The sequence below is a fragment of the Carboxydothermus pertinax genome (genome assembly GCF_001950255.1).
GTDB lineage: Bacteria > Bacillota > Z-2901 > Carboxydothermales > Carboxydothermaceae > Carboxydothermus > Carboxydothermus pertinax.
Window position 1 is genome coordinate 1 of record NZ_BDJK01000059.1, and the last position, 25,272, is coordinate 25,272.

At 43.7% G+C, this 25,272-nt stretch carries 43 protein-coding genes; 42 read left to right on the top strand and 1 reads right to left on the bottom strand.

The features are described from left to right. From cpu_RS11965 to rpsI, 39 genes are all read left to right on the top strand, one after another. The coding region (locus cpu_RS11965; RefSeq protein ID WP_143299322.1) for an EF-Tu C-terminal domain-related protein at positions 1-91 on the top strand (91 nt) is incomplete at its 5' end. A 95-nt stretch (positions 92-186) separates the two neighbouring features. Next, positions 187-495, top strand: a complete 309-nt coding sequence (rpsJ, locus tag cpu_RS11970; protein WP_075860220.1) for a 30S ribosomal protein S10 — start codon at positions 187-189, stop codon at positions 493-495. A 12-nt stretch (positions 496-507) separates the two neighbouring features. Continuing rightward, entirely contained in the window at positions 508-1,137 is a 630-nt protein-coding gene (rplC, locus tag cpu_RS11975) for a 50S ribosomal protein L3 (protein WP_075860221.1), read from the top strand. A 27-nt stretch (positions 1,138-1,164) separates the two neighbouring features. Next, the gene (gene rplD / locus cpu_RS11980; protein ID WP_075860222.1) at positions 1,165-1,785 is read left to right on the top strand and encodes a 50S ribosomal protein L4; all 621 of its coding nucleotides are present in this window, start codon (positions 1,165-1,167) and stop codon (positions 1,783-1,785) included. Beyond that, positions 1,786-2,073: a 50S ribosomal protein L23 gene (gene rplW / locus cpu_RS11985; protein ID WP_075860223.1), complete on the top strand. Its 288-nt coding sequence runs from the start codon at positions 1,786-1,788 to the stop codon at positions 2,071-2,073. A gap of 29 nt (positions 2,074-2,102) precedes the next feature. After that, positions 2,103-2,927: a 50S ribosomal protein L2 gene (rplB, locus tag cpu_RS11990; protein ID WP_075860224.1), complete on the top strand. Its 825-nt coding sequence runs from the start codon at positions 2,103-2,105 to the stop codon at positions 2,925-2,927. A 21-nt stretch (positions 2,928-2,948) separates the two neighbouring features. After that, positions 2,949-3,233, top strand: a complete 285-nt coding sequence (rpsS, locus tag cpu_RS11995; protein ID WP_075860225.1) for a 30S ribosomal protein S19 — start codon at positions 2,949-2,951, stop codon at positions 3,231-3,233. Positions 3,234-3,253: 20 nt separating this feature from the next. Beyond that, positions 3,254-3,595 (top strand): 50S ribosomal protein L22, encoded by a 342-nt coding sequence (gene rplV / locus cpu_RS12000; RefSeq protein WP_075860226.1) that lies wholly within the window; start codon positions 3,254-3,256, stop codon positions 3,593-3,595. 1 nt (position 3,596) lies between these two features. Beyond that, entirely contained in the window at positions 3,597-4,265 is a 669-nt protein-coding gene (gene rpsC, locus cpu_RS12005; RefSeq protein ID WP_075860227.1) for a 30S ribosomal protein S3, read from the top strand. 2 nt (positions 4,266-4,267) lie between these two features. Further along, positions 4,268-4,699 (top strand): 50S ribosomal protein L16, encoded by a 432-nt coding sequence (gene rplP / locus cpu_RS12010; protein WP_075860228.1) that lies wholly within the window; start codon positions 4,268-4,270, stop codon positions 4,697-4,699. Further along, complete coding sequence (gene rpmC / locus cpu_RS12015; protein ID WP_075860229.1) at positions 4,689-4,898, top strand: 50S ribosomal protein L29; 210 nt, start codon at positions 4,689-4,691, stop codon at positions 4,896-4,898. Before rplP ends, rpmC begins: the two co-directional genes overlap by 11 nt. Positions 4,899-4,915: 17 nt before the next feature. After that, positions 4,916-5,212: a 30S ribosomal protein S17 gene (gene rpsQ, locus cpu_RS12020; protein WP_075860230.1), complete on the top strand. Its 297-nt coding sequence runs from the start codon at positions 4,916-4,918 to the stop codon at positions 5,210-5,212. Between the two features lie 31 nt (positions 5,213-5,243). Further along, positions 5,244-5,612 carry a 50S ribosomal protein L14 gene (gene rplN, locus cpu_RS12025; protein ID WP_075860231.1) on the top strand — a complete coding sequence of 123 codons (369 nt, stop codon included), beginning with the start codon at positions 5,244-5,246 and terminating at the stop codon, positions 5,610-5,612. A 12-nt stretch (positions 5,613-5,624) separates the two neighbouring features. Next, entirely contained in the window at positions 5,625-5,948 is a 324-nt protein-coding gene (gene rplX, locus cpu_RS12030) for a 50S ribosomal protein L24 (protein ID WP_075860232.1), read from the top strand. A 24-nt stretch (positions 5,949-5,972) separates the two neighbouring features. Next, positions 5,973-6,512, top strand: a complete 540-nt coding sequence (gene rplE, locus cpu_RS12035; protein ID WP_075860233.1) for a 50S ribosomal protein L5 — start codon at positions 5,973-5,975, stop codon at positions 6,510-6,512. A 16-nt stretch (positions 6,513-6,528) separates the two neighbouring features. After that, positions 6,529-6,714: a type Z 30S ribosomal protein S14 gene (locus cpu_RS12040; protein ID WP_011345178.1), complete on the top strand. Its 186-nt coding sequence runs from the start codon at positions 6,529-6,531 to the stop codon at positions 6,712-6,714. 18 nt (positions 6,715-6,732) lie between these two features. Beyond that, on the top strand, positions 6,733-7,131 hold the full coding sequence (gene rpsH / locus cpu_RS12045; RefSeq protein WP_075860234.1) for a 30S ribosomal protein S8: 399 nt from the start codon (positions 6,733-6,735) through the stop codon (positions 7,129-7,131). A 22-nt stretch (positions 7,132-7,153) separates the two neighbouring features. Then, positions 7,154-7,702 carry a 50S ribosomal protein L6 gene (rplF, locus tag cpu_RS12050; RefSeq protein ID WP_075860235.1) on the top strand — a complete coding sequence of 183 codons (549 nt, stop codon included), beginning with the start codon at positions 7,154-7,156 and terminating at the stop codon, positions 7,700-7,702. Between the two features lie 26 nt (positions 7,703-7,728). After that, entirely contained in the window at positions 7,729-8,097 is a 369-nt protein-coding gene (rplR, locus tag cpu_RS12055; protein WP_075860236.1) for a 50S ribosomal protein L18, read from the top strand. A 17-nt stretch (positions 8,098-8,114) separates the two neighbouring features. Further along, complete coding sequence (gene rpsE / locus cpu_RS12060; protein WP_075860237.1) at positions 8,115-8,618, top strand: 30S ribosomal protein S5; 504 nt, start codon at positions 8,115-8,117, stop codon at positions 8,616-8,618. 12 nt (positions 8,619-8,630) lie between these two features. Then, a complete protein-coding gene (gene rpmD / locus cpu_RS12065) occupies positions 8,631-8,813 on the top strand; it encodes a 50S ribosomal protein L30 (protein ID WP_075860238.1) in 183 nt (60 codons plus the stop codon). A gap of 11 nt (positions 8,814-8,824) precedes the next feature. After that, a complete protein-coding gene (gene rplO, locus cpu_RS12070) occupies positions 8,825-9,265 on the top strand; it encodes a 50S ribosomal protein L15 (RefSeq protein ID WP_075860239.1) in 441 nt (146 codons plus the stop codon). Beyond that, entirely contained in the window at positions 9,266-10,525 is a 1,260-nt protein-coding gene (gene secY, locus cpu_RS12075) for a preprotein translocase subunit SecY (protein ID WP_075860240.1), read from the top strand. Between the two features lie 12 nt (positions 10,526-10,537). Continuing rightward, the gene (map, locus tag cpu_RS12080) at positions 10,538-11,284 is read left to right on the top strand and encodes a type I methionyl aminopeptidase (protein ID WP_075860241.1); all 747 of its coding nucleotides are present in this window, start codon (positions 10,538-10,540) and stop codon (positions 11,282-11,284) included. A 24-nt stretch (positions 11,285-11,308) separates the two neighbouring features. Next, positions 11,309-11,602: a KOW domain-containing RNA-binding protein gene (locus tag cpu_RS12085; RefSeq protein ID WP_075860242.1), complete on the top strand. Its 294-nt coding sequence runs from the start codon at positions 11,309-11,311 to the stop codon at positions 11,600-11,602. A 16-nt stretch (positions 11,603-11,618) separates the two neighbouring features. Then, positions 11,619-11,837: a translation initiation factor IF-1 gene (infA, locus tag cpu_RS12090; protein ID WP_075860243.1), complete on the top strand. Its 219-nt coding sequence runs from the start codon at positions 11,619-11,621 to the stop codon at positions 11,835-11,837. Between the two features lie 21 nt (positions 11,838-11,858). Beyond that, a complete protein-coding gene (rpmJ, locus tag cpu_RS12095) occupies positions 11,859-11,972 on the top strand; it encodes a 50S ribosomal protein L36 (protein WP_003448032.1) in 114 nt (37 codons plus the stop codon). A gap of 18 nt (positions 11,973-11,990) precedes the next feature. Continuing rightward, entirely contained in the window at positions 11,991-12,362 is a 372-nt protein-coding gene (gene rpsM / locus cpu_RS12100; RefSeq protein ID WP_075860244.1) for a 30S ribosomal protein S13, read from the top strand. An 18-nt stretch (positions 12,363-12,380) separates the two neighbouring features. Beyond that, positions 12,381-12,767, top strand: a complete 387-nt coding sequence (rpsK, locus tag cpu_RS12105) for a 30S ribosomal protein S11 (RefSeq protein ID WP_075860245.1) — start codon at positions 12,381-12,383, stop codon at positions 12,765-12,767. A gap of 15 nt (positions 12,768-12,782) precedes the next feature. Beyond that, positions 12,783-13,409: a 30S ribosomal protein S4 gene (gene rpsD, locus cpu_RS12110; RefSeq protein ID WP_075860246.1), complete on the top strand. Its 627-nt coding sequence runs from the start codon at positions 12,783-12,785 to the stop codon at positions 13,407-13,409. Between the two features lie 39 nt (positions 13,410-13,448). Next, the gene (locus tag cpu_RS12115) at positions 13,449-14,390 is read left to right on the top strand and encodes a DNA-directed RNA polymerase subunit alpha (protein ID WP_075860247.1); all 942 of its coding nucleotides are present in this window, start codon (positions 13,449-13,451) and stop codon (positions 14,388-14,390) included. Between the two features lie 13 nt (positions 14,391-14,403). Next, complete coding sequence (gene rplQ, locus cpu_RS12120) at positions 14,404-14,742, top strand: 50S ribosomal protein L17 (protein WP_075860248.1); 339 nt, start codon at positions 14,404-14,406, stop codon at positions 14,740-14,742. A gap of 1 nt (position 14,743) precedes the next feature. Beyond that, positions 14,744-15,577, top strand: coding sequence for an energy-coupling factor transporter ATPase (locus cpu_RS12125; RefSeq protein WP_075860249.1), 834 nt, complete (start codon positions 14,744-14,746; stop codon positions 15,575-15,577). Further along, positions 15,562-16,401 carry an ATP-binding cassette domain-containing protein gene (locus cpu_RS12130; protein WP_075860250.1) on the top strand — a complete coding sequence of 280 codons (840 nt, stop codon included), beginning with the start codon at positions 15,562-15,564 and terminating at the stop codon, positions 16,399-16,401. The genes cpu_RS12125 and cpu_RS12130 overlap by 16 nt, the downstream gene beginning before the upstream one ends. After that, complete coding sequence (locus tag cpu_RS12135) at positions 16,394-17,206, top strand: energy-coupling factor transporter transmembrane component T family protein (protein WP_075860251.1); 813 nt, start codon at positions 16,394-16,396, stop codon at positions 17,204-17,206. Before cpu_RS12130 ends, cpu_RS12135 begins: the two co-directional genes overlap by 8 nt. Before the next feature lie 4 nt (positions 17,207-17,210). Next, complete coding sequence (gene truA, locus cpu_RS12140) at positions 17,211-17,933, top strand: tRNA pseudouridine(38-40) synthase TruA (RefSeq protein ID WP_075860252.1); 723 nt, start codon at positions 17,211-17,213, stop codon at positions 17,931-17,933. Positions 17,934-17,948: 15 nt separating this feature from the next. Then, a complete protein-coding gene (locus tag cpu_RS12145; protein WP_075860253.1) occupies positions 17,949-18,953 on the top strand; it encodes a sodium:calcium antiporter in 1,005 nt (334 codons plus the stop codon). Positions 18,954-19,071: 118 nt separating this feature from the next. Beyond that, complete coding sequence (rplM, locus tag cpu_RS12150) at positions 19,072-19,488, top strand: 50S ribosomal protein L13 (protein ID WP_200800696.1); 417 nt, start codon at positions 19,072-19,074, stop codon at positions 19,486-19,488. A gap of 25 nt (positions 19,489-19,513) precedes the next feature. Next, positions 19,514-19,906 carry a 30S ribosomal protein S9 gene (gene rpsI, locus cpu_RS12155; RefSeq protein ID WP_075860255.1) on the top strand — a complete coding sequence of 131 codons (393 nt, stop codon included), beginning with the start codon at positions 19,514-19,516 and terminating at the stop codon, positions 19,904-19,906. A 195-nt stretch (positions 19,907-20,101) separates the two neighbouring features. Here the strand turns inward: rpsI and cpu_RS12160 are convergent, their stop codons facing one another. Continuing rightward, a complete protein-coding gene (locus cpu_RS12160) occupies positions 20,102-20,617 on the bottom strand; it encodes a ferritin-like domain-containing protein (protein WP_075860256.1) in 516 nt (171 codons plus the stop codon). A gap of 172 nt (positions 20,618-20,789) precedes the next feature. On the opposite strand from cpu_RS12160, the gene cwlD reads away from it, so the two are divergent. The 3 genes from cwlD to amrA all read left to right on the top strand — a co-directional run bounded on the left by cwlD (position 20,790) and on the right by amrA (position 25,266). Next, complete coding sequence (cwlD, locus tag cpu_RS12165) at positions 20,790-21,515, top strand: N-acetylmuramoyl-L-alanine amidase CwlD (RefSeq protein WP_075860257.1); 726 nt, start codon at positions 20,790-20,792, stop codon at positions 21,513-21,515. 190 nt (positions 21,516-21,705) lie between these two features. Then, complete coding sequence (locus cpu_RS12170) at positions 21,706-23,628, top strand: OPT family oligopeptide transporter (RefSeq protein ID WP_075860258.1); 1,923 nt, start codon at positions 21,706-21,708, stop codon at positions 23,626-23,628. Positions 23,629-23,865: 237 nt separating this feature from the next. Continuing rightward, positions 23,866-25,266: an AmmeMemoRadiSam system protein A gene (gene amrA, locus cpu_RS12175; protein WP_075860259.1), complete on the top strand. Its 1,401-nt coding sequence runs from the start codon at positions 23,866-23,868 to the stop codon at positions 25,264-25,266. Positions 25,267-25,272 lie beyond the last annotated feature (6 nt).

Consider the following 25,272-nt stretch of genomic DNA (forward strand, 5'->3'; position numbering starts at 1 on the left):
TCCAATTGCAATTGAAGAAGGTTTAAGATTTGCTATTCGGGAAGGTGGCAGAACTGTAGGCGCGGGAGTTGTTACCGCGATCGAAGAATAAGATAGCCTCTCCCGGCGAAAAAACAGGAGGCGGGGGAAGAAATTCCCCTTCCTCCGGTGTTTTATGTAAAAGGGAAATAAAAGGAGGGGTAACGTGTGAATAAGCAAAAAATCAGAATCAAGCTAAAAGCATTTGAGCATACCCTCTTGGATCAGTCTGCTTCGAAAATTGTGGAAACTGCCAAGAGGACGGGCGCGAGCGTTTCTGGACCGATTCCACTTCCCACGGAGAGAAGCTTATATACGGTTCTTCGTTCGCCCCATATTGATAAAGACTCCAGAGAGCAGTTCGAGCTTAAAGTGCATAAGCGCTTAATCGACATTATCGATCCTACCCCAAAAACAATCGATGCGTTGATGCGGATTGACCTGCCGGCGGGAGTAGACATTGAGATTAAGCTGTAGGAGGTGAACCAAATGCCGAAAGGGATTTTGGGAAGAAAAGTCGGAATGACCCAAATTTTCACCGAAGATGGTAAAGCAGTACCGGTGACTGTCATTGAGGCGGGGCCTTGCGTTGTTGTCCAAAAGAAAACCCTTGCCAATGACGGCTATAATGCTGTTCAGCTTGGCTTTGGTGAAATAAAAGAAAATAAGGTTAATAAGCCTTTAAAGGGACATTTTAGCCGGGCTAATGTTAAGCCGGTACGGTATTTAAGAGAATTAAGGGTAGAAAATATCGATGCTTACGAGGTTGGACAGGAGATTAAGGTTGACATTTTTGCCGTTGGTGAGAAAGTAGATGTTACTGGATTAACCAAAGGTAAGGGGTTTGCTGGTGGTATTAAGCGGCATGGATTCCACCGGGGACCTATGGCCCATGGTTCTAAGTACCACCGTCGTCCTGGCTCTTTAGGCGCAAAAGGCCCGGCTCGGGTATTTTTAGGTCGGAAACTTCCAGGACGGCTTGGTATGGAGCGGGTAACTATTCAGAATCTTGAAGTAGTAAAAGTTGATCCTGAAAGAAATCTATTAGCAATAAAAGGTTCTGTGCCTGGTATTAAGGGCAGTCTTTTAATTATTAAAGCAGCAGTTAAGGGTAAATAGAAGTTTTGTTAAGAAAGGGGGATAAAGATGCCCAAAGTTCCGGTTTATAACATGGAAGGAGCCCAGGTAGGAGAGATCGAACTTAAGGACGATATTTTTGGGGCTCCAGTAAACAAAGCGGTCTTATATGAAGTATCATTAATGTATCTAGCAAATCAAAGAAGAGGAACTCATGATACAAAAACTCGGGGAGAAGTGTCCGGTGGCGGGAGAAAGCCCTGGAGACAAAAAGGCACCGGCCGTGCCCGGCATGGGAGCATCCGCTCACCGCTTTGGCGCAAAGGTGGTACTGTCTTTGGTCCACATCCGCGGGATTACAGTTATAAAGTTCCCAAGAAAGTGCGGCGGTTAGCGTTAAAATCAGCTTTATCGGATAAAGTAAATGAAAACAATCTTATCGTAGTAGATAACTTAACTTTTGCGGCTCCTAAGACGAAGGAAATGGTTAAAGTATTAAATAACCTTAAAATTGACGGTAAAACCCTAATTGTAACCGCAAGCTTTGATGAAGTTGTCGAAAAATCTGCGCGGAATATTCCAGGCGTTTCGGTGATGACAGCTCCAAGCTTAAATGCCCTAAGCCTCCTGAATCACGACAAACTTATTATGACTCGGGATGCGGTCTTAAAAGTCGAGGAGGTGTTTTAAATGAAAAACCCCAGAGACATCATTATTCGACCGCTAATTACTGAAAAATCAATGGATTTGGCCCAGGAAAATAAATATACTTTTGTAGTGGATAAGAACGCTAATAAAATTGAAATTAAAGCAGCGGTGGAACAGTTGTTTAACGTAAAAGTGGAAAAAGTTAATACCATTCGCGTAAAAGGAAAGATGAAGAGGGTTGGCCGTTTTGTGGGCCGTACTCCTGAATACAAAAAAGCAATTGTTAAGTTAAGAGCCGGTGACAAAATCGAATTATTTGAAGGCGTATAACCGGCAGCAGGAAAAAAGGAGGGAAAAGGATGGCTGTAAAAACTTACAAACCTACCTCCCCCGGTCGGAGATTTGTTACCGTTTCGTCCTTTGAAGAAATAACTAAAACCAAGCCTGAAAAATCTCTGATAGTACCTTTAAAGAAACATGCGGGCAGGAACAATCAAGGACGGTTGACGGTTCGCCATCGGGGTGGCGGCCATAAAAGAATGTATCGAATTATCGATTTTAAACGAAATAAAGATGGAATTCCTGCAAAAGTAGTGGCGATTGAATACGATCCAAACCGAACTGCACGGATAGCTCTTTTAGCCTATGCGGATGGGGAAAAACGATATATTATTGCGCCCCACGGGTTAAAGGTGGGCGATGTTTTAATGTCTGGACCGGACGCGGATATTAAGGTAGGAAATGCTTTACCTTTAGCCAATATTCCGGTAGGTACTTTAATCCATAATATTGAGCTCTATCCTGGAAAAGGCGGGCAGCTGGTACGTTCCGCTGGTTCGGCAGCTCAGCTTCTCGGTAAAGAAGGTAGATATGCAATTTTACGCCTTCCTTCCGGGGAAATGCGGAAAGTTCTCTTAGAGTGCCGGGCTACCGTTGGGCAAGTTGGTAATTTAGACCACGAAAATATAACCATTGGTAAAGCCGGACGGTCCCGTTGGTTGGGGATTAGACCAACTGTTCGGGGTGTTGTGATGAACCCGGTGGACCACCCGCATGGCGGTGGCGAAGGCCGTTCCCCGATTGGACGTCACCCGGTAACACCTTGGGGTAAACCGACTTTAGGGGTCAAAACCCGGAAGAAAAATAAGGCAAGTTCAAAGTTAATTATTAAGAGACGGAAGTAACCTTGAAGGGAGGTAGCCAATTTGGGTCGGTCGCTAAAGAAAGGACCTTATTGTGATCCGAAGCTCCTGAAGAAAATTGAGGAGCTAAATGCTAAAAATGAAAAACGGGTTATAAAGACCTGGTCTCGTCGGTCCACAATTTTTCCGCAAATGGTTGGCCATACAATTGCAGTGTATGACGGGAGAAAACATGTACCGGTATACATTACAGAAGATATGGTTGGACATAAATTAGGGGAATTTGCTCCTACCCGTACATTTAGGGGACATGGAGACCACACCGAAAGGTCTACAGCCCTCAAGTAGTCAAGAGAGGAGGGGTTTTGATGGAAGCACGTGCAGTGGCAAAGTATATCCGGATTTCTCCGCGAAAAGCACGGCAAGTAATAGATTTAATCCGGGGCAAAAGCGTGGATGAAGCTCTTGCTATTCTGCGGTATACCCCGAAAAAAGCATCATATTTTATTGAAAAGGTTTTAAAGTCAGCGGTAGCAAATGCCGAAAATAATCACGAAATGGCTAGAGATAACCTTTATGTAGCTAAAGCTTATGTGGATCAAGGTCCAACATTAAAACGTTACAGTCCGAGGGCTCAAGGTCGGGCAGACCTATGGCGGGTAAGAACCAGCCACATTACTATTGTTGTTGCGGAAAGGAAGGAGGGCTAAGGTGGGTCAGAAAGTTCATCCCAAAGGACTTAGAATTGGCATCATTCGGGATTGGGATGCCAAGTGGTATGCCGATAAAAAGCATTACCAAGAACTTCTCCACGAAGATTTAAAAATTCGTAAATACATTAAAAATAAATTTTATCAAGCAGGTATTTCTCGAATTTTAATCGAACGGGCCTCGAATCGGGTAAAAGTTACCATCTTTACTGCTCGACCGGGAATGGTAATTGGTAAGGGTGGCGCGGAAATTGAAGTTTTAAGAAAAGATTTAGAAAAGATGACGGGAAGACAAATAAACATCAATATTTCCGAAATTAAAGTACCGGAAATTGATGCTCAACTGGTCGCAGAAAACATTGCTACCCAAATTGAAAAACGTATTTCCTACAAGCGGGCCATGAAACAAGCAGTAAGCCGGGCTTTAAAAATGGGAGCTCAAGGGATTAAAGTTGCCTGTAGTGGCCGCTTAGCCGGTGCGGAAATTGCCCGTTCCGAATGGTATACCGAAGGAAAAGTACCCTTGCATACCTTAAGAGCAGATATCGATTATGGCTTTGCAGAAGCGTTAACTACTTATGGTAAAATTGGTGTTAAAGTCTGGATCTATAAAGGAGAAGTTTTGCCAGAGGTTAAGAAGGAGAGCGTCAGTACAGAAGGAGGCGAATAACCATGTTAATGCCAAAACGGGTTAAATATAGAAGGCCCCATCGGCCCAGCCTCAAGGGGAAAGCAAAAGGTGGTACTGAACTCCATTTTGGAGAGTATGGACTGCAGGCTTTAGAAGGGGCTTGGATTACCAGTCAGCAAATTGAGGCTGCCCGGGTGGCAATCTCCCGGCATATCCGCCGGGGCGGGAAAATCTGGATTAATATCTTTCCGGATCACCCGATAACTAAGAAACCTGCAGAAACCCGGATGGGGAGTGGTAAGGGCGCTCCGGAATACTGGGTGGCAGTGGTAAAGCCCGGGAAGATTATGTTTGAACTTGCTGGAGTACCGGAAGAAGTTGCGCGCGAAGCGTTAAGACTTGCTTCCCATAAGCTGCCTATAAAAACTAAATTTGTAAAACGGGAAGTAGGTGGTGATGCCAATGAAAGCTAAAGAGTTACGGGAACTAACCGACGCTGAGTTAAACGAAAAATTGGCTAATTTAAAAGATGAACTTTTTAAGCTCCGGTTCCAGCTTTCTACCGGGCAACTGGATAATCCGGCTCGAATTCGTGAAGTAAGGCGGGATATTGCCCGGGTTAATACAATTCTCCGGGAAAGAGAACTAGCCAAGCAAAAAGTGGAAGGTTAGAAAGGGGGCGTTAGAACATGGAAACCAAAAAAGCCAAAAAGACCAAAATCGGACGGGTAGTTAGCGATAAAATGGATAAGACGGTGGTTGTAGCCGTTGAGGAACTGGTCCGCCACCCCCTTTACAAGAAGACAATTCGTAGAACTAAGAAATTTAAGGCCCATGATGAAAACAACCTTTGTAGAACAGGCGATATAGTTAAGATTGCGGAAACCCGGCCGCTTTCTAAGGAAAAAAGGTGGAGAGTTGTTGAAATTGTTGAGCGGGGTAAAGTTTTAGGAGAAGTAGAGAAACTAGAGAATCTTGAAAGCTAATAACGTTCTACCTGAAAGGAGGTAGTAGCAAGTGATTCAAGTACAAACCATCTTAAACTCGGCCGATAATACTGGTGCCAAAAAACTCATGTGCATTCGGGTTTTGGGTGGCTCCAACCGGAGATATGCTAGTTTGGGTGATATTATAGTTTGTTCGGTTAAAGAAGCAACTCCCGACGCCGTTGTAAAAAAAGGGGACGTGGTTAAGGCGGTAGTTGTTAGGACTAAAAAAGAGGTACGGCGACCCGATGGCACTTATATTAAGTTCGATGAAAATGCAGCGGTTATTATCAAGGACGATAAAAGTCCACGGGGTACTCGGATTTTTGGACCAGTAGCCCGGGAACTCAGGGAAAAGGATTTTATGAAAATCATCTCCCTGGCTCCAGAAGTCCTTTAAGGAGGTGGGATAATGCCAAAACTTTCGGTTAAAAAAGGTGATACCGTATTAGTCATTGCGGGCAAAGACAATGGTAAGAAGGGGAAAATCGTTCAGGTTATTCCTGCTGAAAATAGAGTTATTGTTGAAGGGGTTAATATTGTTAAAAGGCATACCCGTCCCAACCAAAAACTTCCCCAGGGCGGTATTGTAGAAAAAGAAGCACCTATTCACGTTAGTAATGTCATGGTAGTTTGCCCGAGCTGTGGTAAGCCTACTCGGGTTGGCAAAAAGTTTTTAGCGGACGGTAAGAAGATTAGGATTTGTAAAAAATGCGGCGAGAGCCTAGATAAGTAAGCCGCGGCGAAAGGAGGTAACACTGTGCCGAGACTTAAAGATAAATATCTAAACGATGTAATACCTGTAATGATGGAAAAATTCGGTTATAAAAATAAAATGCAGGTACCGAAGGTTGAAAAGATTGTCATTAATATCGGTCTTGGAGAAGCCCTGCAAAACCCGAAAGCAGTCGATGCTGCAGTTGCTGATCTAATGGCCATTACCGGACAAAAACCGGTAGTAACCAAGGCCAAAAAATCAGTGGCCGGTTTTAGGGTGCGTCAAGGGGCCAACATTGGGGTAAAGGTAACTTTACGGGGCGATAGGATGTACGATTTTATGGATAAATTTGTAAATATTGTTCTTCCCCGGGTGCGGGACTTTAGAGGAGTTTCCCCCAAATCCTTTGATGGCCGGGGTAATTATTCGATTGGCCTTCGGGAACAACTTATTTTTCCCGAAATAGATTATGATAAAGTCGATAAGGTTCGGGGTATGGAAGTAACTTTTGTTACTACTGCTAAAAGCGATGAAGAAGCAAGAGAATTATTACGATTAATGGGGATGCCCTTTAGTAGATAAGGAAAGGGGGACAAAAATGGCAAAAAAGTCAATGATTGCTAAGGCCCAACGGCCACCAAAATTTAAAGTACGGAAATATAACCGGTGCAAGATATGCGGAAGGCCAAGAGCGTACTTACGGGATTTTGGCATGTGCCGGATTTGTTTTAGAAAACTTGCCCACCAAGGAGAGATTCCGGGCGTAAAGAAAGCTAGTTGGTAAAGAAAGGGGGTTTATACCATGGTTATGACCGATCCCATTGCTGATTTTTTAACCCGCATTAGAAATGCCAATATGGTCTACCACGAGAAGGTGGAAGTACCGTCCTCCAAAGTAAAAAAAGCAATTGCGGAAATATTAAAAGAGGAAGGCTTTATTAAAGATTACGAATATATTGAGGATGGTAAGCAAGGGATATTGCGGATTTTCTTAAAATACGGCCCCAATAAAGAAAGGGTTATCTCTGGATTAAAAAGAATATCGAAGCCAGGTCTTCGGGTTTATGCCAAAAAGGATGAACTCCCGAAAGTTTTAGGAGGTCTTGGGATAGCAATTATCTCTACGCCTAAAGGAATAATGACCGATAAAAAAGCCCGTAAAGAGGGATTAGGCGGAGAAGTTATTTGTTACATCTGGTAAAAAAAAACAGGGAGGTGATTTTGTGTCCCGCATTGGTAGAAAACCAATCCCGGTTCCGCAAGGGGTTGAGGTTAAGATAGAAGGCAATCTTGTTACAGTAAAAGGTCCTAAAGGTAGCTTAACGCGAGAATTCCATCCCGATATGAAAATATCCTTCGATGGCACGCAAATTATTGTCGAAAGACCCTCGGATGAAAAAAATCATAGATCACTCCACGGGCTGACCCGGACTTTAATAAGCAACATGATTATAGGTGTTACCAGCGGCTTTCAAAAAAGTCTGGAACTGGTGGGTGTTGGTTACAGGGCAGCCAAGCAAGGACGGAAACTTGTTTTAACTGTTGGCTACTCACACCCGGTAGAAATTGAACCACCAGAAGGGGTAGAAGTGGAAGTACCGGCCCAAAACCAAATTGTTGTTAAAGGAATTGACAAAGAAGTGGTCGGTAATTTTGCTGCAAATATCCGGGCAGTACGAGAGCCTGAACCGTATAAAGGAAAGGGAATTAAGTACATTGACGAAGTGATCCGGAGAAAGGCTGGCAAGACCGGAGGTAAAGGGAAGAAGTAAATCGTTTTAGAAAAGGGGGGTAGTCGATGATTACCAAAACCAACCGGAATTTTGAGCGGAAACGGCGGCATTTAAGGGTCAGGAAGAAAATTCACGGGACTCCGGAAAGACCGAGATTAAATGTTTATAGAAGTTTGAAACACATTTACGCTCAAATTATTGATGATGTAAGCGGTCATACTTTAGTAGCAGCTTCTACTCTCGATCCGGAATTGAGAGGTAAAATTGGATATGGCGGCAATATTGAGGCTGCCAAAGCGGTGGGGCGGCTTATCGCTGAAAAAGCTAAAGCAAAAGGGATTGTAAAAGTTGTTTTTGATCGGGGCGGTTATATTTATCACGGTCGTGTAAAAGCATTGGCGGAAGCAGCCCGGGAAGGTGGCCTTGAATTTTAAGAAAAGGAGGGAATCCGATGGCGAGGATTGATGCCAGTCAACTGGAGTTAAGCGAAAAAGTCATTGCAATAAATAGGACTGCCAAGGTCGTTAAAGGCGGACGGCGTTTTTCCTTTAGCGCCCTGGTAGTGGTTGGCGACCAAAAGGGCCATGTTGGAGTAGGGCTTGGCAAGGCTCCAGAAGTGCCTGATGCCATTAAAAAGGGCATTGAAGATGCCAAAAAAAATCTCATAGAGGTTCCAATTGTTAATACCACCATTCCTCATGAGATTATTGGTGAGGCAGGAGCTGGAAAAGTATTATTAAAACCGGCAGCTCCTGGTACTGGGGTTATTGCGGGCAGTGCAGTACGGGCAATTCTTGAAATGGCTGGAGTACGGGATATTCTTACGAAATCCCTTGGTTCAAACAACCCTCATAACATGGCTCATGCTACCATTGAAGCTTTAAAGTCTTTGAAGACCGTAGAAAAGGTAGCAAAACTTAGAGGAAAAACCCCGGCCGAAATTTTAAAGGGCTAGGAGGGATAAACCATGGAAAAGAAGTTGAAAATTACCTTAATTAAGAGCGTAATCGGTCAAAGCGAACGCCAAAAAGCAACGGTACGGGCTTTAGGATTAAGGAAACTCCAGCATTCTGTGGTAAAGGCCGATACCCCAGAAATCCGTGGTATGATTAATAAAGTAGCCCATTTATTAAAAGTAGAGGAAATTTAGGAGGTGGGAAAATGCGGCTACATGATTTAAGACCGGTTCCCGGTTCAAGGCAAAAACCCACCCGGAAAGGTCAGGGGATAGGTTCAGGTCTGGGCAAAACTGCTGGACGTGGCCATAAAGGTCAAAAGGCTCGCTCTGGTGGGGGTGTAAGACCGGGTTTTGAGGGAGGACAGATGCCCCTTTACCGGAGGCTTCCCAAGCGAGGTTTTTACAATAAATTTGCAAAAGAAATTATTGCCATTAATGTTGAACGTTTGAATAAATTTGCAGATGGAACAGTGGTAACACCAGAACTCTTACTTGAAACTGGCGTAATTAAAAAAATAGGGGACGGTGTTAAGATTTTAGGTGGCGGTGAACTTAAAAAAGCACTTACTGTAAAGGCTCATGCTTTCAGTGAATCGGCAAAAGAAAAAATAACCGCCGCCGGCGGGCAAGCGGAGGTGCTGTAAATGCTTGAGGCCCTCCGTAATGCCTTAAAGGCAAAGGAGTTAAAAAGTAGACTTCTATTTACATTAATGATGATTTTTGTTTTTCGAATTGGGGCTCATATTCCGGTACCGGGGATTAATCTTGCACGGATGGAAGAGCTCATTAAATCGGGGACAATCCTGGGCTTTTTTGATGTTATTTCCGGTGGTGCCTTTAAGAAATTTACCATTTTTGCCATGAGTATTACCCCTTACATTAACGCCTCAATTATTATGCAGCTTTTAACAGTGGTAATACCGTACCTTGAAAAGCTGGCAAAAGAAGGGGAAGAAGGACGACGGAAAATTACTGAATATGTTCGCTATGGAACCGTTATCCTGGCCTTTATTCAAGGCTTTTTCATGGCAATTGGTTTAAAATCAGCACTAAACAATCCGGGAATTTTGACTTATTTATATGTAGCTATAACCCTAACAGCGGGAACTGCGTTCTTAATGTGGCTTGGTGAGCAGATTACTGAGAAAGGTATTGGCAATGGAATTTCATTAATTATTTTTGCCGGAATTGTTTCTCGGATTCCTGGCTCCATAAAAAATATTATTGATTATGTTTCCGCTGGTACCGCCAATATTTTAAACGTTTTAATCTTAGCCGTCATTGCTGTAGCAGCAATTTATGCTGTAGTAGCGGTCAACGAAGCGCAACGGCGAATTCCCGTGCAGTATGCCAAAAGGGTGGTTGGCCGGAGAGTATATGGCGGTCAAAGTACTCACCTGCCAATTAAGGTAAATCAGGCAGGGGTTATCCCAATTATTTTTGCATCGTCGTTACTGATGTTTCCCATAACTATCGCCGGGTGGTTCCCGCAAAATAGCTTTGCCCAGTGGGTGCTGAAGTATTTTGGATGGGGAAGTGTAATTAATACAATACTTTACGCTTTACTAATTATAGGTTTTACGTATTTCTATACGGCAATTATCATGAACCCGCTGGACATCGCGGAAAATCTTAAGAAGTATGGAGGTTTTATTCCGGGTATCCGGCCGGGCCGGCCAACGGCCGAATATATTGATAAAGTCATGAGCCGGGTAACCTTTGCTGGAGCAGTATTCTTAGCCTTTATTGCCATACTGCCCAATATCGTTATGGCGATAGCCCGGATTCCCAACGTTACCTTTGGTGGAACGGCCCTTTTAATTGTGGTTGGGGTAGCGCTGGATACTATGAAGCAGTTAGAATCTTACCTTTTAATGAGACATTATCAAGGGTTTATTAAGTAGCTGGTGAGGAAATTGATTACTATTAAAACGGAAAAGGAACTACGGCTGATGCGGGAGGCGGGGCGAATAGTCGCCCTGACTCTACAAGCCTTAGAAAAAGCTATTGAACCGGGGGTTACGACTAAAGAGCTGGACCAACTAGCCGAGGAGACAATACGCAAGCTCGGTGGTAAGCCGGCCTTTAAAGGTCTCTATGGTTTTCCAGCCTCAATTTGTGCTTCGATAAATGAAGAAGTGGTTCACGGGATTCCCGGTTTAAGAAAATTAAGGGCTGGAGATATTATTAGTATTGATACAGGAGTAGTTGTGGACGGATATTACAGTGATGCTGCTAAAACCTGGCCAGTGGGAGAGATTTCTTTTGAGGCAAAAAAGCTTTTAGAGGTAACAGAAGCATCGCTGTATGCCGGGATTGAGGCAGCGATAGTTGGCAACCGGGTTTCGGATATCTCCCATGCAGTGGAAAGCTATGTGGTTCGTCATGGGTATTCGGTGGTCCGCCAGTATGCGGGCCATGGTATTGGTAAAGCCCTGCATGAGGAGCCTAACGTGCCAAACTACGGTAAGCCGGGTCGCGGGGCTCGGTTGGTCCCGGGAATGACATTAGCAATCGAACCGATGGTTAACATTGGAACCTTTGAGGTCTTCACCCTTCCGGACAAATGGACGGTGGTAACCCGGGACGGTAAATGGTCAGCCCATTTTGAACATACCGTTGCTATTACGGAAGATGGGCCTGTGATCTTAACTTTGCCGTAAAACCTGGGATGGGTGGTGAATGTCATGCATTTAGACAAAATCCGTCCCGGCCAAGTAGTGCTATCCATAGCCGGCCGTGATATCGGAACTATCTACCTTATCTACAGGGTTATAGACGACCGTTATGTGGAAGTAGTCGACGGCCAGCACCGACGGGTTGAGAACCCCAAGAAAAAAAACGTCCGTCATTTAAAGTTTTTAAACCACCATGTTAAGGAGATTTCTGAAATGCTCCAGACTTACGGAAAAGTAAGCAATCAGGAGATACGGAAAGTCCTAAAATCTATCGCCAATAGGGGCGAAGAACTGGACGGGTGAGGAGGTTGATTGCTTAATGTCGAAAGACGATGTTATTGAAGTGGAAGGAACGGTTATCGAACCCCTTCCCAATGCGATGTTCCGGGTAGAATTAGCCAATGGACATAAGGTTTTAGCACATGTATCTGGAAAAATTCGTATGAACTTTATTCGAATACTGCCTGGTGACCGGGTAACCGTTGAATTATCACCCTACGATTTAACCCGGGGTAGAATTATCTACCGGCATAAGTAGGGAAATAAAGGGGGTTTAATAATGAAAGTCAGACCCAGTGTTAAACCAATTTGTGAAAAATGCAAGATTATTCGCCGCAAAGGGCGGGTAATGGTTATTTGTGAAAATCCCAAGCACAAGCAGAAGCAGGGATAATTTTTAGGAGGTGCGGTAATGGCTCGGATTGCTGGTGTGGATCTTCCGAGGGACAAAAGGGTTGAAATCGCTTTAACCTATATTTACGGCATTGGCCGGCCAACGGCTAACGTTATTTTAAAGAAAACCGGCATAAACCCTGATACCCGGGTTAAAGACCTGACCGAAGAGGAAGTAGCTAAACTTCGGGACGAAATTGAAAAGAATTATAAGGTAGAAGGGGATTTGCGGCGGGAAATTTCGTTAAATATTAAGCGCCTTATTGAGATTGGCTGTTACCGGGGTATTCGGCACCGGAAAGGTTTACCGGTAAGGGGACAGAGAACCCGGACCAACGCCCGCACTCGGAAAGGGCCAAGAAGGACCGTTGGCGTAAAACGGAAAAAGTAAGATTAAAGGAGGGATATAATGGCTCGTCGGACAAGAACCAGAAAAAAGGAAAAAAAGCATGTTGAGCAAGGAGTAGCGCATATTAAGTCTACTTTTAACAATACAATCGTTACCATATCTGACCCCAAAGGGAACACCCTCTCCTGGGCAAGCGCAGGAACTGTAGGCTTTGAAGGAACCAGGAAAGGTACTCCTTTTGCGGCTCAACTGGCTGCAGAAAAGGCAGCTAAGGAAGCAATGGAGTATGGTGTAAAAACTGTAGAGGTTTATGTAAAAGGCCCCGGCGCCGGCCGGGAAGCGGCTATTCGTTCCCTGCAGGCTGCAGGTCTTGAAGTCAGCCTCATTAAGGACGTAACCCCTATTCCCCATAACGGGTGTCGTCCACCGAAACGTAGGAGAGTATAGGAGGTAGATAACGAAATGGCGAGATATACGGGTCCTGTTTGCAAGCTTTGCCGCAGGGAAGGTACAAAGCTTTTCCTTAAAGGAGATCGCTGCTATACCGATAAATGTGCCCTTGCCCGGAGAAATTATGCTCCTGGTCAGCACGGGCAAGTTAGGAAAAAGCCCACCGAATATGCCCTGCAGCTGCGGGAAAAGCAAAAAGCAAAGCGGATTTATGGAGTTTTAGAAACTCAGTTTCGTCGTTATTTTGAGATGGCAGAAAGACAACCAGGTATTACCGGGGAAAACTTGCTGGTAATCTTAGAAAGAAGACTTGATAATGTGGTTTACCGTCTAGGCCTTGCTGATTCCCGTTCACAAGCTCGGCAATTAGTACGGCACAATTTCTTTACTGTAAATGGACGAAAAGTTAATATACCATCTTATCTTGTTAAAGTTGGCGACGTAATTGCGTTAAAAGAAGAAAAGAAGGACTCTCCGGTAGCGAAGGAAATTATGGAAAGAGCTGCCAGCAAGGCTTTGCCGGCCTGGCTTTCTTATGATGCTAACTTGGCTTCCGGCAAAGTAGAAGCTTTACCGAAGCGGGAAGATATTGATATCCCCGTCGAGGAGCATCTCATAGTTGAGCTCTACTCCAGATAAGAGCTAGACGGGCTATTCCCTTTAAAGGAGGGTCCCTTAGTGCTTGAAATTGAAAAACCAAAAATTGAAACCGAAGAGTTAAATGACCGTTACGGGCGATTTGTGATTGAACCGCTAGAACGGGGGTATGGCATTACCCTGGGCAATTCCATGCGGCGGATTCTCTTGTCTTCCCTGCCCGGGGCTGCAGTTACATCCATTAAAATTGAAGGGGTACTGCATGAATTTTCGACTGTCCCGGGGGTAGTGGAAGATGTTACAGACATTATCTTAAATATTAAAAACCTTTCGCTAAAGCTTTATGGGGACGAGGAACAGGTATTAAGGATTGAAGCTGAGGGTGAAGGGGAAATTACCGCTAAGGATATTATTGCTCCACCCGAAGTGGAGATTTTGAACCCGGATTTAGTTATAGCTCATGTTGCTGAAGGCGGACGGCTTTTCATGGAAATGACGGTGGCTCGGGGTAGGGGTTATGTCCCGGCAGAAAGGAATAAAAAAGGCGAGCACGTCATTGGCGTAATACCCGTTGATTCTATCTTTACTCCTGTGTTAAAGGTGAATTTCCAGGTAGAGAATACGAGGGTTGGACAAATTACAGACTATGATAAGCTTACCTTAGAGGTCTGGACCGATGGCAGTATTCGCCCCGATGAAGCCGTTAGCCTTGCTGCCCGCATTATGGTGGAACACTTGCAATTGTTTGTTAATTTAAACGAACGGGTTACCGGTGTGGAAATCATGGTAGAAAAAGAAGAAGATGTCCGGGAAAAAGTTGTGGAAATGCCAATTGAGGATTTAGACCTGTCGGTACGTTCGTACAACTGCTTGAAGCGGGCAGGAATTAATACTGTAGGCGAGTTAATCCAAAAAACCGAAGCAGATATGATGAAAGTTAGAAACTTAGGTAAGAAATCTTTAGAAGAGGTTATTGCTAAATTAAATTCCATGGGCCTTTCCTTACGGAAAGAGGAAGAATAAGGGAGGGAAGCGGATGTACCATTATAAGCTCGGCAGAAGGAAAGACCACCGGGAAGCGATGTTAAGAAACCTGGTGACTTCCCTCTTAAAAGAAGGGAAGATTACAACTACCGAAACCCGGGGTAAATCGGCTAAAGCGGTAGCGGAAAAGCTGATAACTTTAGCGAAAAGCGATACTTTGCACAATCGCCGGCAGGCTTTGGCATACTTATATGAAGAAGATGTCGTCCGGAAACTTTTTAAAGAAATTGGTCCGAAATATGCCGACCGTCCTGGCGGCTATACCCGGTTAATTAAAATTGGTCCCCGGCGGGGCGACGGTTCAATGATGGTGTTGGTGGAGCTTATTTAATATGGAACCAATTATTGTAACTAGCGATCTAAGTTATTCTTATTTCGCCGAAAAGGAGAGGTATGCGTTGCAAAACGTATCCCTCTCCTTTTTGCAAGGAGAAATGGTAGCGTTAGTCGGCCCCAACGGCTCGGGGAAAACTACCTTTTTTAAAATCTTAGCTGGGCTTTTAAAACCTACCGCGGGGATTGTTACGGTTTTCGGGAAAAATCCGAAAGAACTAAAAGAAGAAGGCCTTTTGGGAACTAAAATTGGCCTTGTTTTTCAAAATCCAGATAACCAGATAGTGGCAGCAGTAGTGGAAGAAGATGTTGCCTTTGGCCCGGAAAACTTGAATCTCTCGACTACGGAAATCAAAAGACGGGTGGAAGAGGCTCTTCGACTCACAGGCCTATGGGAGTTTAGAAAAAGAGCGTCTTACGCATTATCCGGAGGCCAAAAGCAAAGACTGGCCATTGCTGGGGCTTTGGCCCTTAAGCCTCAAATTTTACTTTTAGATGAACCGACTTCAATGCTTGATCCCGAGGGACGGCAGGAAGTTTTGGAGCTTTTAATTAAGCTTAATCGGGAAGAAAACCTTACAATAATTTTTATAACCCATTACATGGATGAAGCTTTACGGGCAAAAAGGCTAGTTGCCTTTAAAGGGGGAGGCGTGGCTTTTGATGGACAACCGCAGGAATTTTTTGCTAAAAAATCATTGGTGGAAAGTTTAGGGTTGGATTCGCCGCCCCTATTTAAACTAGTGGAACGCCTAAAAGCTGAAGGTCTTACACTTTCTGATGCGGCGACTACGCCGGAAAAGCTGGTGGAGGAATTATGCCAATTGATCTAAAAAATGTATCATTTATTTATAATCCGGGGACTCCCCTGGAGGTTTATGCTCTAAATCAAATAAAGGTAACCCTGGAGGAAGGTCTCATCACCGGGGTAATAGGGCCGACCGGGTCAGGAAAATCCACTCTTTTAATGCTTTTAAACGGTTTATTAAAACCAAACCGCGGGGAAGTGACAGTGGATGGCATATCAACTACCCAAAAGCAAGAACTAAAAGCCATCCGCAAAAAAGTTCAGTTAATCTTTCAGTACCCGGAGTACCAGCTTTTTGCCGAGACCGTTTTTGAAGAAATAGCTTTTGGACCGAAAAACTTTGGAATAGAAATTACCGAACAAAAGGCTTTAGAACTTTTAGAACAGGTAGGACTAGATAAAGGTTGTCTGTACCGATCACCTTTTGAATTAAGTGGCGGGGAAAAGCGGCGCCTGGCTATAGCATCGGTTCTAGGCATCTCTCCCAAATACCTTATTTTAGATGAGCCGGCGGCGGCTTTGGATCCTTTAGGAAAGGAAACTATTTACCGCTTATTGCTATCTTTAAAAAATCAAGGGGTAACGGTAGTTATAGTATCCCATAACATGGACGAAGTAGCTCTTCTATGTGACCGGATCCTGGTATTAGACCGCGGTAATGTAGTTGCTTATGGAGAAAAAACTGAAGTTTTTTTAAGTCTTCTAGAAAGGAATGTACCGGGCTTAAATCTGCCGGTTTATACCCAGGTACTAAAGCATATGCAAAACCGCGGAATTAGGGTTAATCCTAAATTTATTTTAGAGGATACCGTGCAGGAAATATTAAGGGTGGTGCGGGGCAATGCTTAACATTAATACCATAGGCCAGTACATTCCAGGAAACAGCCTTATCCACCATTTAGACCCGCGTACCAAGTTTTTGAGTTTATTAGTTGCGGTTATCCTGGTTTTTTTATTGGACAAATTAATTCCCCTTGGGATTTTGGTAGCGGTAATCATCGCCCTGACCTTTGTTGCTGGGATTAAACCGAAAATGTTTTGGCAGGCCCTAAGACCGATAGTTTTTATCCTGATCTTTGCGTTAATCTTACAGCTTTTCTTTACTCCCGGGGAAAAAGTTGCGGCAATTGGACCCCTTGCGATTACCCGGGAAGGATTAATTAATAGTGGTGTGGTATTTTTACGGTTAATTGCTATGCTTTTATCTGCGTATCTCCTTACAGCTACTACTTCCCCCAGTGAACTTACTTACGGCTTAGAAAAGCTTTTAAAACCTTTTGGGAAAATTGGTGTTCCTTACGGGGAGATTGCTTTAATGCTAACCATTGCCCTGAGGTTTATTCCTACTTTAACCGCTGAGGCTGAGCGGTTAATAAAAGTCCAGGAATCCCGAGGGGTGGATTTTAATGCCCGGGGACTTGCTAATAAAGCTAGGATAATGTTACCGTTAATAGTGCCCTTATTTATTAATGCCTTTAAAAGAGCAGATGAACTGGCAGTGGCAATGGAAGCCCGGGGATATCGGATCGGTGCTCCCCGGGGAAAATTAAAGCCCTTAAGATATTCAAGGATTGACTATTTTATACTGCTTACAGATATTCTGTTGGCGGCAATACTTTTAATTTTAAAGCGTTGGGGTGGTCTTCCTGCCTAATTTTATGCTTATCCTGGCTTATGATGGAACTTCATTGGCCGGGTTTCAAAAGCAAAAAAATACCCACCGGACAATTCAAGGTATTTTAGAAGAAAAACTTCATAAAATTGTAAAAGAGCCGGTAAAAGTTGTGGGAGCGGGACGAACGGATGCAGGGGTTCATGCCCTGGGGCAGGTGGTAAATTTTTCGGCCAAGTGGCGGGCACCAGTTGAGAAAATACCAGAAATCTTAAATAACACTCTACCACCGGAAATCCGGGTTATTTCCGCGCAAATTGTACCAGAAAATTTTCATGCCCGGTTTTCAGCCCAGAAAAAGCAGTATAATTATTACCTATATTTTGGCCCTCCATCACCTTTTTATGAACGTTATGCCTGGGCTTTACCCCAAAGGCTTAATCGGGAAAAGGTTAAAAAGGCTTTGGAGTACTTAAGTGGAACCCATGATTTTAGTGGCTTTGGGGCAGTTGGGAGCAGCGCTAAAAACCCAGTTAAAACTATGTATCAAGCGACTTACCAAGAAGATGGGGTGCTGGGCTGGTTTACCTTTGTAGCCAATTCATTTTTATACAAAATGGCCCGGAGAATAACCGGAACATTAGTAGAAATAGGCCTTGAAAAGGGAGAACCCGAGAGAATTAAAGAAATATTGGTAACTAAAAATCGCAATCTTACCGGTAAGACCGCTCCGGCTCGGGGACTTTTTTTAATGAAAGTTTTTTATTGAAAGAGGGGAAAGCTTTTGACGTACCTAGGAGGCCTTTTATTATTTAATCTCCTGGTCATTTTAACTGGAGCGTTGACCTTTACCAATGCGGTAGAATGGTTTGGTCGTCGGTTTGGATTTAACCAGGGGGCAGTGGGTAGTATTTTTGCAGCGGTAGGTACTGCTCTTCCGGAAACCATGATACCGGTTATTGCTATATTTTTTGGGGGAAACACTGCCGACAGCTCAGAAATTGGAATTGGGGCCATCTTAGGTGCGCCATTTATGCTCATAACCGTTGGTTTTTTAGTTACTGGAGCGTCCGCGCTTCTCTTTAGCCAAAGACGTCCTCTTGGTAGAGAAATTTTATTGGACCGACGGATATTTTTTAGAGATATTAAAAGTTTTCTCTTTTTTTATATCCTTGCCTATGTAGCAGCTTTTATTCCCTGGACATCAATTCATCGTGCTGTGGCGCTAATTTTGATTTTAGGTTATGTAATTTATGTTTATAAAACGTTAAATGATGAAAGTGGGGAAATTGGGGAAGTTGACCCGTTAATCTTTACTCCCAAAAGGTCAATACCGCGTATACGGGCAATAATCCTGCAGCTTATTGTGAGTCTGCTGTTAATCATAATTGGAGCAAGGTATTTTGTTGTCAATTTAACAAAATTAGCTTATATTTTAGGAATAGCTCCAATGGCCTTATCACTAGTGATTACCCCAATTGCCACAGAACTTCCCGAAAAGTTTAATAGTGTGGTTTGGATGAAAAACGGTAAAGATACCTTAGCATTAGGAAATATTACCGGTGCGATGGTTTTTCAAAGTTCGGTAATTACCTCTATAGGTATTTCCTTCACTTCCTGGAAGTTATCGCCGGAGGTTTTAATAAGTGGTCTATTAGCGATTTTTGCAGCAGCTATAGATTTATTTTTAGCTAAAACTCGTAAGGGTTTAACGGCCGGGGTGTTAATTTTAAGCGGTTTAATTTATATTTTTTATATTATTTACATCTTTGGCGGAAGAATTGCTTGACAGCTTATGGGTATTCCCCTAAAATTATAATGGTATAGGTATTTGCCAGTGACGAGCCCCCATTGGCAGTACCGCTATAGTTACGGCAAAAGGAGGGAACAAGGTGAGAACCACATACATGGCTAAGCCCAATGAAGTGGAAAAGAAATGGTATGTCATAGATGCTGCTGGTAAACCCCTTGGCCGGGTTGCCAGTGAAGCGGCCAAGCTTTTAAGAGGCAAACATAAACCGGAGTTTACTCCGCACGTTGATACCGGTGATTTTGTAATTATTATCAATGCGGAGAAAGCGGTATTGACTGGAAAAAAATTAGAAAAGAAAATGTTTTACCGTCACAGCCGTTATCCTGGCGGTTTAAAAGCAATACCTTATGGTATCTTAATGAAAACTAATCCGGTCCTGGCTTTTGAAAAAGCTGTTAAAGGGATGCTTCCACATAACCGGCTGGGGAGAAAGCTATTTAAAAAGCTTAAGGTTTATGCCGGGGAATCACATCCGCATCAAGCTCAAAAGCCGGAAATCTGGCAGTTTTAGATACGGGCGAAGGGAGGCGTTTTAGATGGCAGTAGTTAACTTCTACGGTACGGGCCGGAGAAAAGAAGCGGTCGCCCGGGTTTTTGTGGTTCCCGGCGAAGGGAACATTACGGTAAATGGTAAAGCTCTAGAAGAATACTTTCCGAGAAAAACCCTGCAGATTATTGTTAAGCAACCCTTGGAACTGACCAATACCCTCGGGAAGTTTGATATTAAGGCCAAAGTTCATGGCGGGGGCATTTCCGGCCAGGCAGGAGCTGTAAGGCTGGGCATTGCCCGGGCTTTGGTTCAAGCGGATGCATCGCTTAGACCTGCCCTGAAAAAAGCAGGATTCCTTACCCGGGACCCGCGGATGGTCGAACGGAAAAAATACGGTTTCAGGAAATCCCGGAGAAGACCCCAGTGGACCAAGAGATAACACGAAAAAACCAGGCGTTTATGCCTGGTTTTTTCTTTAGGCCCATAATGGTTTGGTGCTGCAGTCGAATTTGCAAAATTAAGGTCTTAATGGTAAAATAAAAATATTCAGAAAAATGTCATAAGGTTGTTAGGGTAAAAAAACGACTGTTCCGGGATTAAAAATAGCTTTTTTAAATAAGGTAAAAGGGAAGGATTAACCTTCCCTTAAATTTTTTAACGCATCCCGGAATAATTTTAAATGAAGTTCTTCATCTTCAATAATCCGGTAGAGAACTGCCCGGGCGTAAGGGTCATCAATAATTGCTGCATGCCGTTGATAATTTTCAATTGCAGTCTTTTCTGCCTGGATATCGGCAATCAATTGTTCTCTTATGCTTTGGGAATAATTAACAAAGCTTCCGCTCCAGTAAGCGAAATTATTGCCAAAACTTCCCCGATAGGTGGGGTTACCGCCGAACTCCATTATTAACCTGCCAACCATATCAAGGTGATGCATTTCAACTAAAGCTATTTCTTTAAAGAGGGCGGAAGTTAATGGGGATACTTTTTCGCTTTCTAAATGATGGTACAAGTACTGGGTAATGGCGGTAAGTTCACCGGCGATACCGGCATAATCGTCCATTAAAATTTCAGCATACATGATATTGGGAGATTCAACCTTGACTGGAGGATAAGGAGAAGTTAGGCGGGTTTTATTTGTGTGGTTCATTTTTATCCCTCCTTTATTCGTGATATTATATTTTATGGCTGGAAAAAGTTTTGGGATAATACAACGGTTCAGGAATGCTGAAGAGGAGGAGTTACATATTAACATTTTTTCTTAAACCAAATAATAATGCCCTTTGGCTTGGCATATAATTTACAAGCCGGAGGTGCAATGGATGATAATCTTTAGAGTATTCAACCTAAATCTACGCAAAGTTTTAACAGTCCTGGTGGTGATGATAGTTTTGGCAATCTTAGGGGGAGTCGTTAGAAATATCTTACTAAATCGGGAAGTACGAGTACTATCAGTAGCGGTTGCTCACCGTATTATTGTTCTAGATCCGGGGCATGGGGGACAGGACCCTGGGTGTAAGGGTCAACAGGGAGCAGTAGAGAAAAAAATTACCCTTGATATTGCCCGTAGGGTGGCTGCAAAATTAGAAATGGCAGGGGCCCAAGTTTATCTTACCCGTTCTGGCGATTACGATCTGGCCGATCCGGCTATAAAAGGAAATTCTGTCCGGAAAAAACAGGATTTAGCCCGCCGAATTCAAATTGCCGAGGATAGAAAGGCTGAGATATTAATAAGTATTCACGCCAACAGTTTTCCCGAACGCAAGTATCGGGGAGCTCAGACTTTTTACCAGAAAAGCGACGTTAAGGGAAAGTTACTGGCCGAGCTACTGCAAGAAAGCTTCAAAACAATTTTAGCTAATACCAACCGCGTTGCCCAAGCGGGGGATTATTTTATTAACCGGAACTCCCGTATGGCCTCGGTTATTGCCGAAGTAGGTTTTTTATCAAATCCGGAAGAAGAAAAGCTATTATTAAATCCCGAATATCGGGAAAAAGTAAGTTTGGCAATATATTTTGCGGTTTTAAGATATTTTGACCAAGAATAGCAATCTAGGGCAGTCCTTAGGGACTGGCCCTATTTTTATACAGAAAGAAAAAGATTGACGAATTATGTAGAGTATGTATAATTTACTCTGTATACAAATATATTTTGTAGGATGGCGAGCTACAGTAGGAGTAAAAATTTAAAGCTTGGTTTAAACTAACAAAAAACACTGAAAAACGGAGGTAAGAGACGTGGAGAAAAAAGGTTTATCCCACACTGCATATGGCGGTGTACCCGGTGATCAGTATGAACCGTACGTACCAGCATCAACCCGTTTGCCGGAAATGACTGTTGTTTCGCTTATTATGGGTATTATTTTAGCTTTATTATTTGGTGCGACCAATACATACCTGGGGTTAAAAGTGGGAATGACCGTATCGGCTTCCATTCCCGGTGCGGTGCTGGGTACAGCAATTATTCGTGGCTTATTACGGCGGCAAAATATTTTGGAAACAAACATTATTCAGGCTATTGGATCTGCCGGGGAGAGTATTGCCAGCGGGGTGATGTTCACTCTTCCCGCATTAATCATCTGGGGCTTTAAAGATCAATTTACTTTAGCCAAAATTGCAGTAGTAGCTACCCTGGGGACAATCCTGGGAGTATTATTTGTAGTACCTTTAAGGAAAAATCTAACGGTGGACGAGCATGGGATTTTGCCCTATCCTGAAGGGATGGCTACCGCTGAAGTTTTAGTAGCAGGGCAGGTTGGTGGTTCTTCAGCGGCCGGAATCTTATGGGGTGGACTTATTGGTGGTATTTATAAGCTGTTATCTGGGGCTTTTGGTCTATTTAAAGAAGAAATCGAATGGAAAATTCCGGGGTTTAAAAACGGTATTTTTGGTTTTGACATTTTAGCCTCACTAATGGGCGTAGGCTTCATTGTAGGCTTAGAAATTGGTCTTTACATGTTTGCTGGAGGATTACTTGCCTGGTTTGTTTTAATCCCGCTTATATCTTACTTTGGGGCAGGGGTTCCCAATCCAATTTTCCCTAGCACCGTTCCCATTGCCGAAATGGATGCCTGGGCAATCTGGTCAAAATATATTCGCTATATTGGTGCAGGGGCGGTTGCTGCTGGTGGTTTTATAAGCCTTGGCCGGTCGCTACCCATGATTATTAACTCCTTTAAAGCAGCGATGGGTGGCTTAAGTAAGGGGCAAAGCGGGGAACAAAAACGCACTAATCAGGATATTAGCGTTGTTGCTATTTTCTTTGGAGTTCTTGGTGTCTTTATTACCGCAATTATTGTTCCCCAAATGAAAGTAACCTGGATGGGTGCTCTTTCAATTATTCTCTTCGGCTTTTTCTTTGCTGCAGTTTCAGCCCGGATTGCTGGTTTAGTTGGTGTTTCTAACCTGCCGGTATCGGGGATGACGATTGCTGCTCTTTTAGCAAGTACCTTACTCTTAAAAGCTACTGGGGTTGTGGGGACTACTGGCATGATTGCTTCGATCACTACCGGTGCTACCATTTGTGTGGCTATTTCCATTGCCGGTAGCTTAGCGCAAAACTTAAAAACTGCGCATATCATCGGGGCTACTCCTAAATATGTGCAAATCGGGGTTTTAATAGGTGGTATTGCGAGCACCGTAATTGTTGGCTGGGTAATCTTAATGCTAAACCAGGCTTATGGCCTTGGTACCGATAGAGTGCCGGCTCCTCAGGCAACCTTAATGTCGATGGTTGTGAAAGGGGTTATGACCGGAACCCTTCCCTGGGCCCTGGTTTTGGCGGGGGTGGTAATTGGTATTATCCTAGCAGTATTAAAACTTCCAATTTTACCGGTGGCAATTGGCTTATACCTCCCTTTGCACTTAAGTACCGGAGTTTTAGCTGGTGGAATAATTCGCTGGATTGTTGACCGAACCTTTTCCGGTGAAATCTTAAAGGAAAAAGTGGAAAAAGGAATTTTATTTGCTTCTGGTTTAATTGCCGGAGATGCTTTGATGGGGATAGTTATCGCTTTCTTGGCCTATAAGGGACTTTCGGATAAAGTAGCGTTTTTTAGTAACTTACCAATATCCGGTAATCCCTGGTGGGGCTTTGCCATGTTTGTTGTTTTGGGTTTAATCTTGTTCCGATATGTAGCAAGGGGTAAAAAAGAAGCATAGAAAACTTGCTGAGGGCTGTCCTTTAAGACAGCCTCTTTTTTATTTTAATTTTGGCTAAAATTACATATAATAAATTTTAAAGAAATCCATTGAATGGAGTGGTGGTATGCCTAACCTCTGTTTATCCTGTGTTTGTTTTGATTGTGCCGAGTACGGTAGTTGTGAATGGTGTGAGGCATATTGCCAGGAACCAAAAGATTACTGTCCTAAGGAATTGGACACTGGGGAGGATTAAAAATGGGGGATTTTATTGGTTTTGCCGTTCCCCATCCGCCGCTTATCATACCGGAAATAGGGCGGGGGGAAGAAAAAGCTTGTCAAAAAACTATTAATGCTTTGCTAGAGCTTAAGGAAAAGTTAAGGAACATGAATCCCGAGACTTTAGTGGTTATTTCTCCGCATGCTCCCCTTTTTAGTGACGTGGTAGCGATCAATATTAATGATAAACTTTCCGGAAACTTTGGCTATTTTGGGGCTTATAATGTAAATTTTTCTTACCAGAACGACCGGGAACTGGCCCAAGCGTTAATTGCGGCAGCTAAACAAGAAGGGCTTGCGGTTGCCGGGATTGATGAAAGCCTGGCCCGGGTACTGCGAGTTCCAGTTTCTCTTGATCACGGAACGATGGTACCGCTTTATTATTTAGACCCGGAGCGAAAGTATAAGCTTGTGGTGGTAAGCCAGGGGTTAATACCTTTTTCCGAGCTCTACCGGTTAGGGACTGTAATCAAAGAAGTTGCGGCAAAATTTCAACGTCGAATTGCCCTCATTGCCTCTGGCGACTTATCCCATCGACTTACCGAAGATGCTCCTGCAGGTTATGATCCTTCAGGACGATACTTTGACCGGATGATGGTTGAGATATTTTCCAAAGGGGATCCCTGGGAGCTTTTGACTCTAGATACAAGTTTTGCTGAACAGGCCGGGGAGTGCGGACTTCGCTCCTTCATTATGTTATTTGGTGCTTTTGAAGGATACCAGGTAAGAAGCAGAGTGCTTAGCTACGAAGGGCCTTTTGGGGTAGGCTATATGGTGGCGGAAGTGGCAAAAGGAGAGGAAGACGCGAATCGAAATTTTTATCCAAAATTAATGAATAAAAAAAAGGAAGAAATAAAAAAGCGCCGGGAACAGGAGTCGCCTTATGTGCGGCTTGCCCGGGAGGCTCTTGAAACTTACGTCCGTACCGGAAAGACCATTACCCCGCCAATGCCGTTGCCGGAGATTTTTAGCCGTAAAGCGGGAGTGTTTGTCTCGCTAAAAAAAGACGGGGAGCTTCGAGGGTGCATTGGTACGATAGCGCCGACTACCGGTAATTTGGCGGAAGAGATTATAAAAAACAGTTTGGAAGCGGGGTTAAATGACCCACGGTTTGAGCCGGTGGAAGAAAAGGAATTGGATGAACTTACCTATTCGGTGGACATCCTTTATCCTCCAGAAGAAGTATCAGACCTTTCTGAGTTAGATCCTAAAAAATACGGGGTAATTGTCTCCAAAGGCTACCGCCGGGGATTACTACTTCCCGCTTTAGAGGGGGTAGATACGGTTGAAAAGCAGCTAGACATTGCTCGACGAAAAGCAGGTATAGCTCCCGACGAGTCGGTGAAAATTGAAAGGTTTTTGGTGGAACGCTATTATTAGAGGTGG

Coding starts and splice junctions, on each gene's coding strand:
- rpmJ (WP_003448032.1), top strand. CDS start 11,859: ATGAAAGTCAGACCCAGTGTTAAACCAATTTGTGAAAAATGCAAGATT.
- cpu_RS12160 (WP_075860256.1), bottom strand. CDS start 20,617: ATGAACCACACAAATAAAACCCGCCTAACTTCTCCTTATCCTCCAGTC.
- rplD (WP_075860222.1), top strand. CDS start 1,165: ATGCCCAAAGTTCCGGTTTATAACATGGAAGGAGCCCAGGTAGGAGAG.
- rpsH (WP_075860234.1), top strand. CDS start 6,733: ATGGTTATGACCGATCCCATTGCTGATTTTTTAACCCGCATTAGAAAT.
- rplP (WP_075860228.1), top strand. CDS start 4,268: ATGTTAATGCCAAAACGGGTTAAATATAGAAGGCCCCATCGGCCCAGC.
- cpu_RS12085 (WP_075860242.1), top strand. CDS start 11,309: ATGCATTTAGACAAAATCCGTCCCGGCCAAGTAGTGCTATCCATAGCC.
- rpmD (WP_075860238.1), top strand. CDS start 8,631: ATGGAAAAGAAGTTGAAAATTACCTTAATTAAGAGCGTAATCGGTCAA.
- truA (WP_075860252.1), top strand. CDS start 17,211: ATGCTTATCCTGGCTTATGATGGAACTTCATTGGCCGGGTTTCAAAAG.
- rpsE (WP_075860237.1), top strand. CDS start 8,115: ATGGCGAGGATTGATGCCAGTCAACTGGAGTTAAGCGAAAAAGTCATT.
- cpu_RS12040 (WP_011345178.1), top strand. CDS start 6,529: ATGGCAAAAAAGTCAATGATTGCTAAGGCCCAACGGCCACCAAAATTT.
- rplQ (WP_075860248.1), top strand. CDS start 14,404: ATGTACCATTATAAGCTCGGCAGAAGGAAAGACCACCGGGAAGCGATG.
- secY (WP_075860240.1), top strand. CDS start 9,266: ATGCTTGAGGCCCTCCGTAATGCCTTAAAGGCAAAGGAGTTAAAAAGT.
- rpsD (WP_075860246.1), top strand. CDS start 12,783: ATGGCGAGATATACGGGTCCTGTTTGCAAGCTTTGCCGCAGGGAAGGT.
- rpmC (WP_075860229.1), top strand. CDS start 4,689: ATGAAAGCTAAAGAGTTACGGGAACTAACCGACGCTGAGTTAAACGAA.
- rpsI (WP_075860255.1), top strand. CDS start 19,514: ATGGCAGTAGTTAACTTCTACGGTACGGGCCGGAGAAAAGAAGCGGTC.
- rpsQ (WP_075860230.1), top strand. CDS start 4,916: ATGGAAACCAAAAAAGCCAAAAAGACCAAAATCGGACGGGTAGTTAGC.
- rplV (WP_075860226.1), top strand. CDS start 3,254: ATGGAAGCACGTGCAGTGGCAAAGTATATCCGGATTTCTCCGCGAAAA.
- infA (WP_075860243.1), top strand. CDS start 11,619: ATGTCGAAAGACGATGTTATTGAAGTGGAAGGAACGGTTATCGAACCC.
- amrA (WP_075860259.1), top strand. CDS start 23,866: ATGGGGGATTTTATTGGTTTTGCCGTTCCCCATCCGCCGCTTATCATA.
- rplX (WP_075860232.1), top strand. CDS start 5,625: ATGCCAAAACTTTCGGTTAAAAAAGGTGATACCGTATTAGTCATTGCG.
- rplO (WP_075860239.1), top strand. CDS start 8,825: ATGCGGCTACATGATTTAAGACCGGTTCCCGGTTCAAGGCAAAAACCC.
- rplR (WP_075860236.1), top strand. CDS start 7,729: ATGATTACCAAAACCAACCGGAATTTTGAGCGGAAACGGCGGCATTTA.
- rpsK (WP_075860245.1), top strand. CDS start 12,381: ATGGCTCGTCGGACAAGAACCAGAAAAAAGGAAAAAAAGCATGTTGAG.
- rplW (WP_075860223.1), top strand. CDS start 1,786: ATGAAAAACCCCAGAGACATCATTATTCGACCGCTAATTACTGAAAAA.
- cwlD (WP_075860257.1), top strand. CDS start 20,790: ATGATAATCTTTAGAGTATTCAACCTAAATCTACGCAAAGTTTTAACA.
- rplC (WP_075860221.1), top strand. CDS start 508: ATGCCGAAAGGGATTTTGGGAAGAAAAGTCGGAATGACCCAAATTTTC.
- rpsM (WP_075860244.1), top strand. CDS start 11,991: ATGGCTCGGATTGCTGGTGTGGATCTTCCGAGGGACAAAAGGGTTGAA.
- cpu_RS12125 (WP_075860249.1), top strand. CDS start 14,744: ATGGAACCAATTATTGTAACTAGCGATCTAAGTTATTCTTATTTCGCC.
- rplB (WP_075860224.1), top strand. CDS start 2,103: ATGGCTGTAAAAACTTACAAACCTACCTCCCCCGGTCGGAGATTTGTT.
- rplM (WP_200800696.1), top strand. CDS start 19,072: ATGGCTAAGCCCAATGAAGTGGAAAAGAAATGGTATGTCATAGATGCT.
- cpu_RS12130 (WP_075860250.1), top strand. CDS start 15,562: ATGCCAATTGATCTAAAAAATGTATCATTTATTTATAATCCGGGGACT.
- cpu_RS12135 (WP_075860251.1), top strand. CDS start 16,394: ATGCTTAACATTAATACCATAGGCCAGTACATTCCAGGAAACAGCCTT.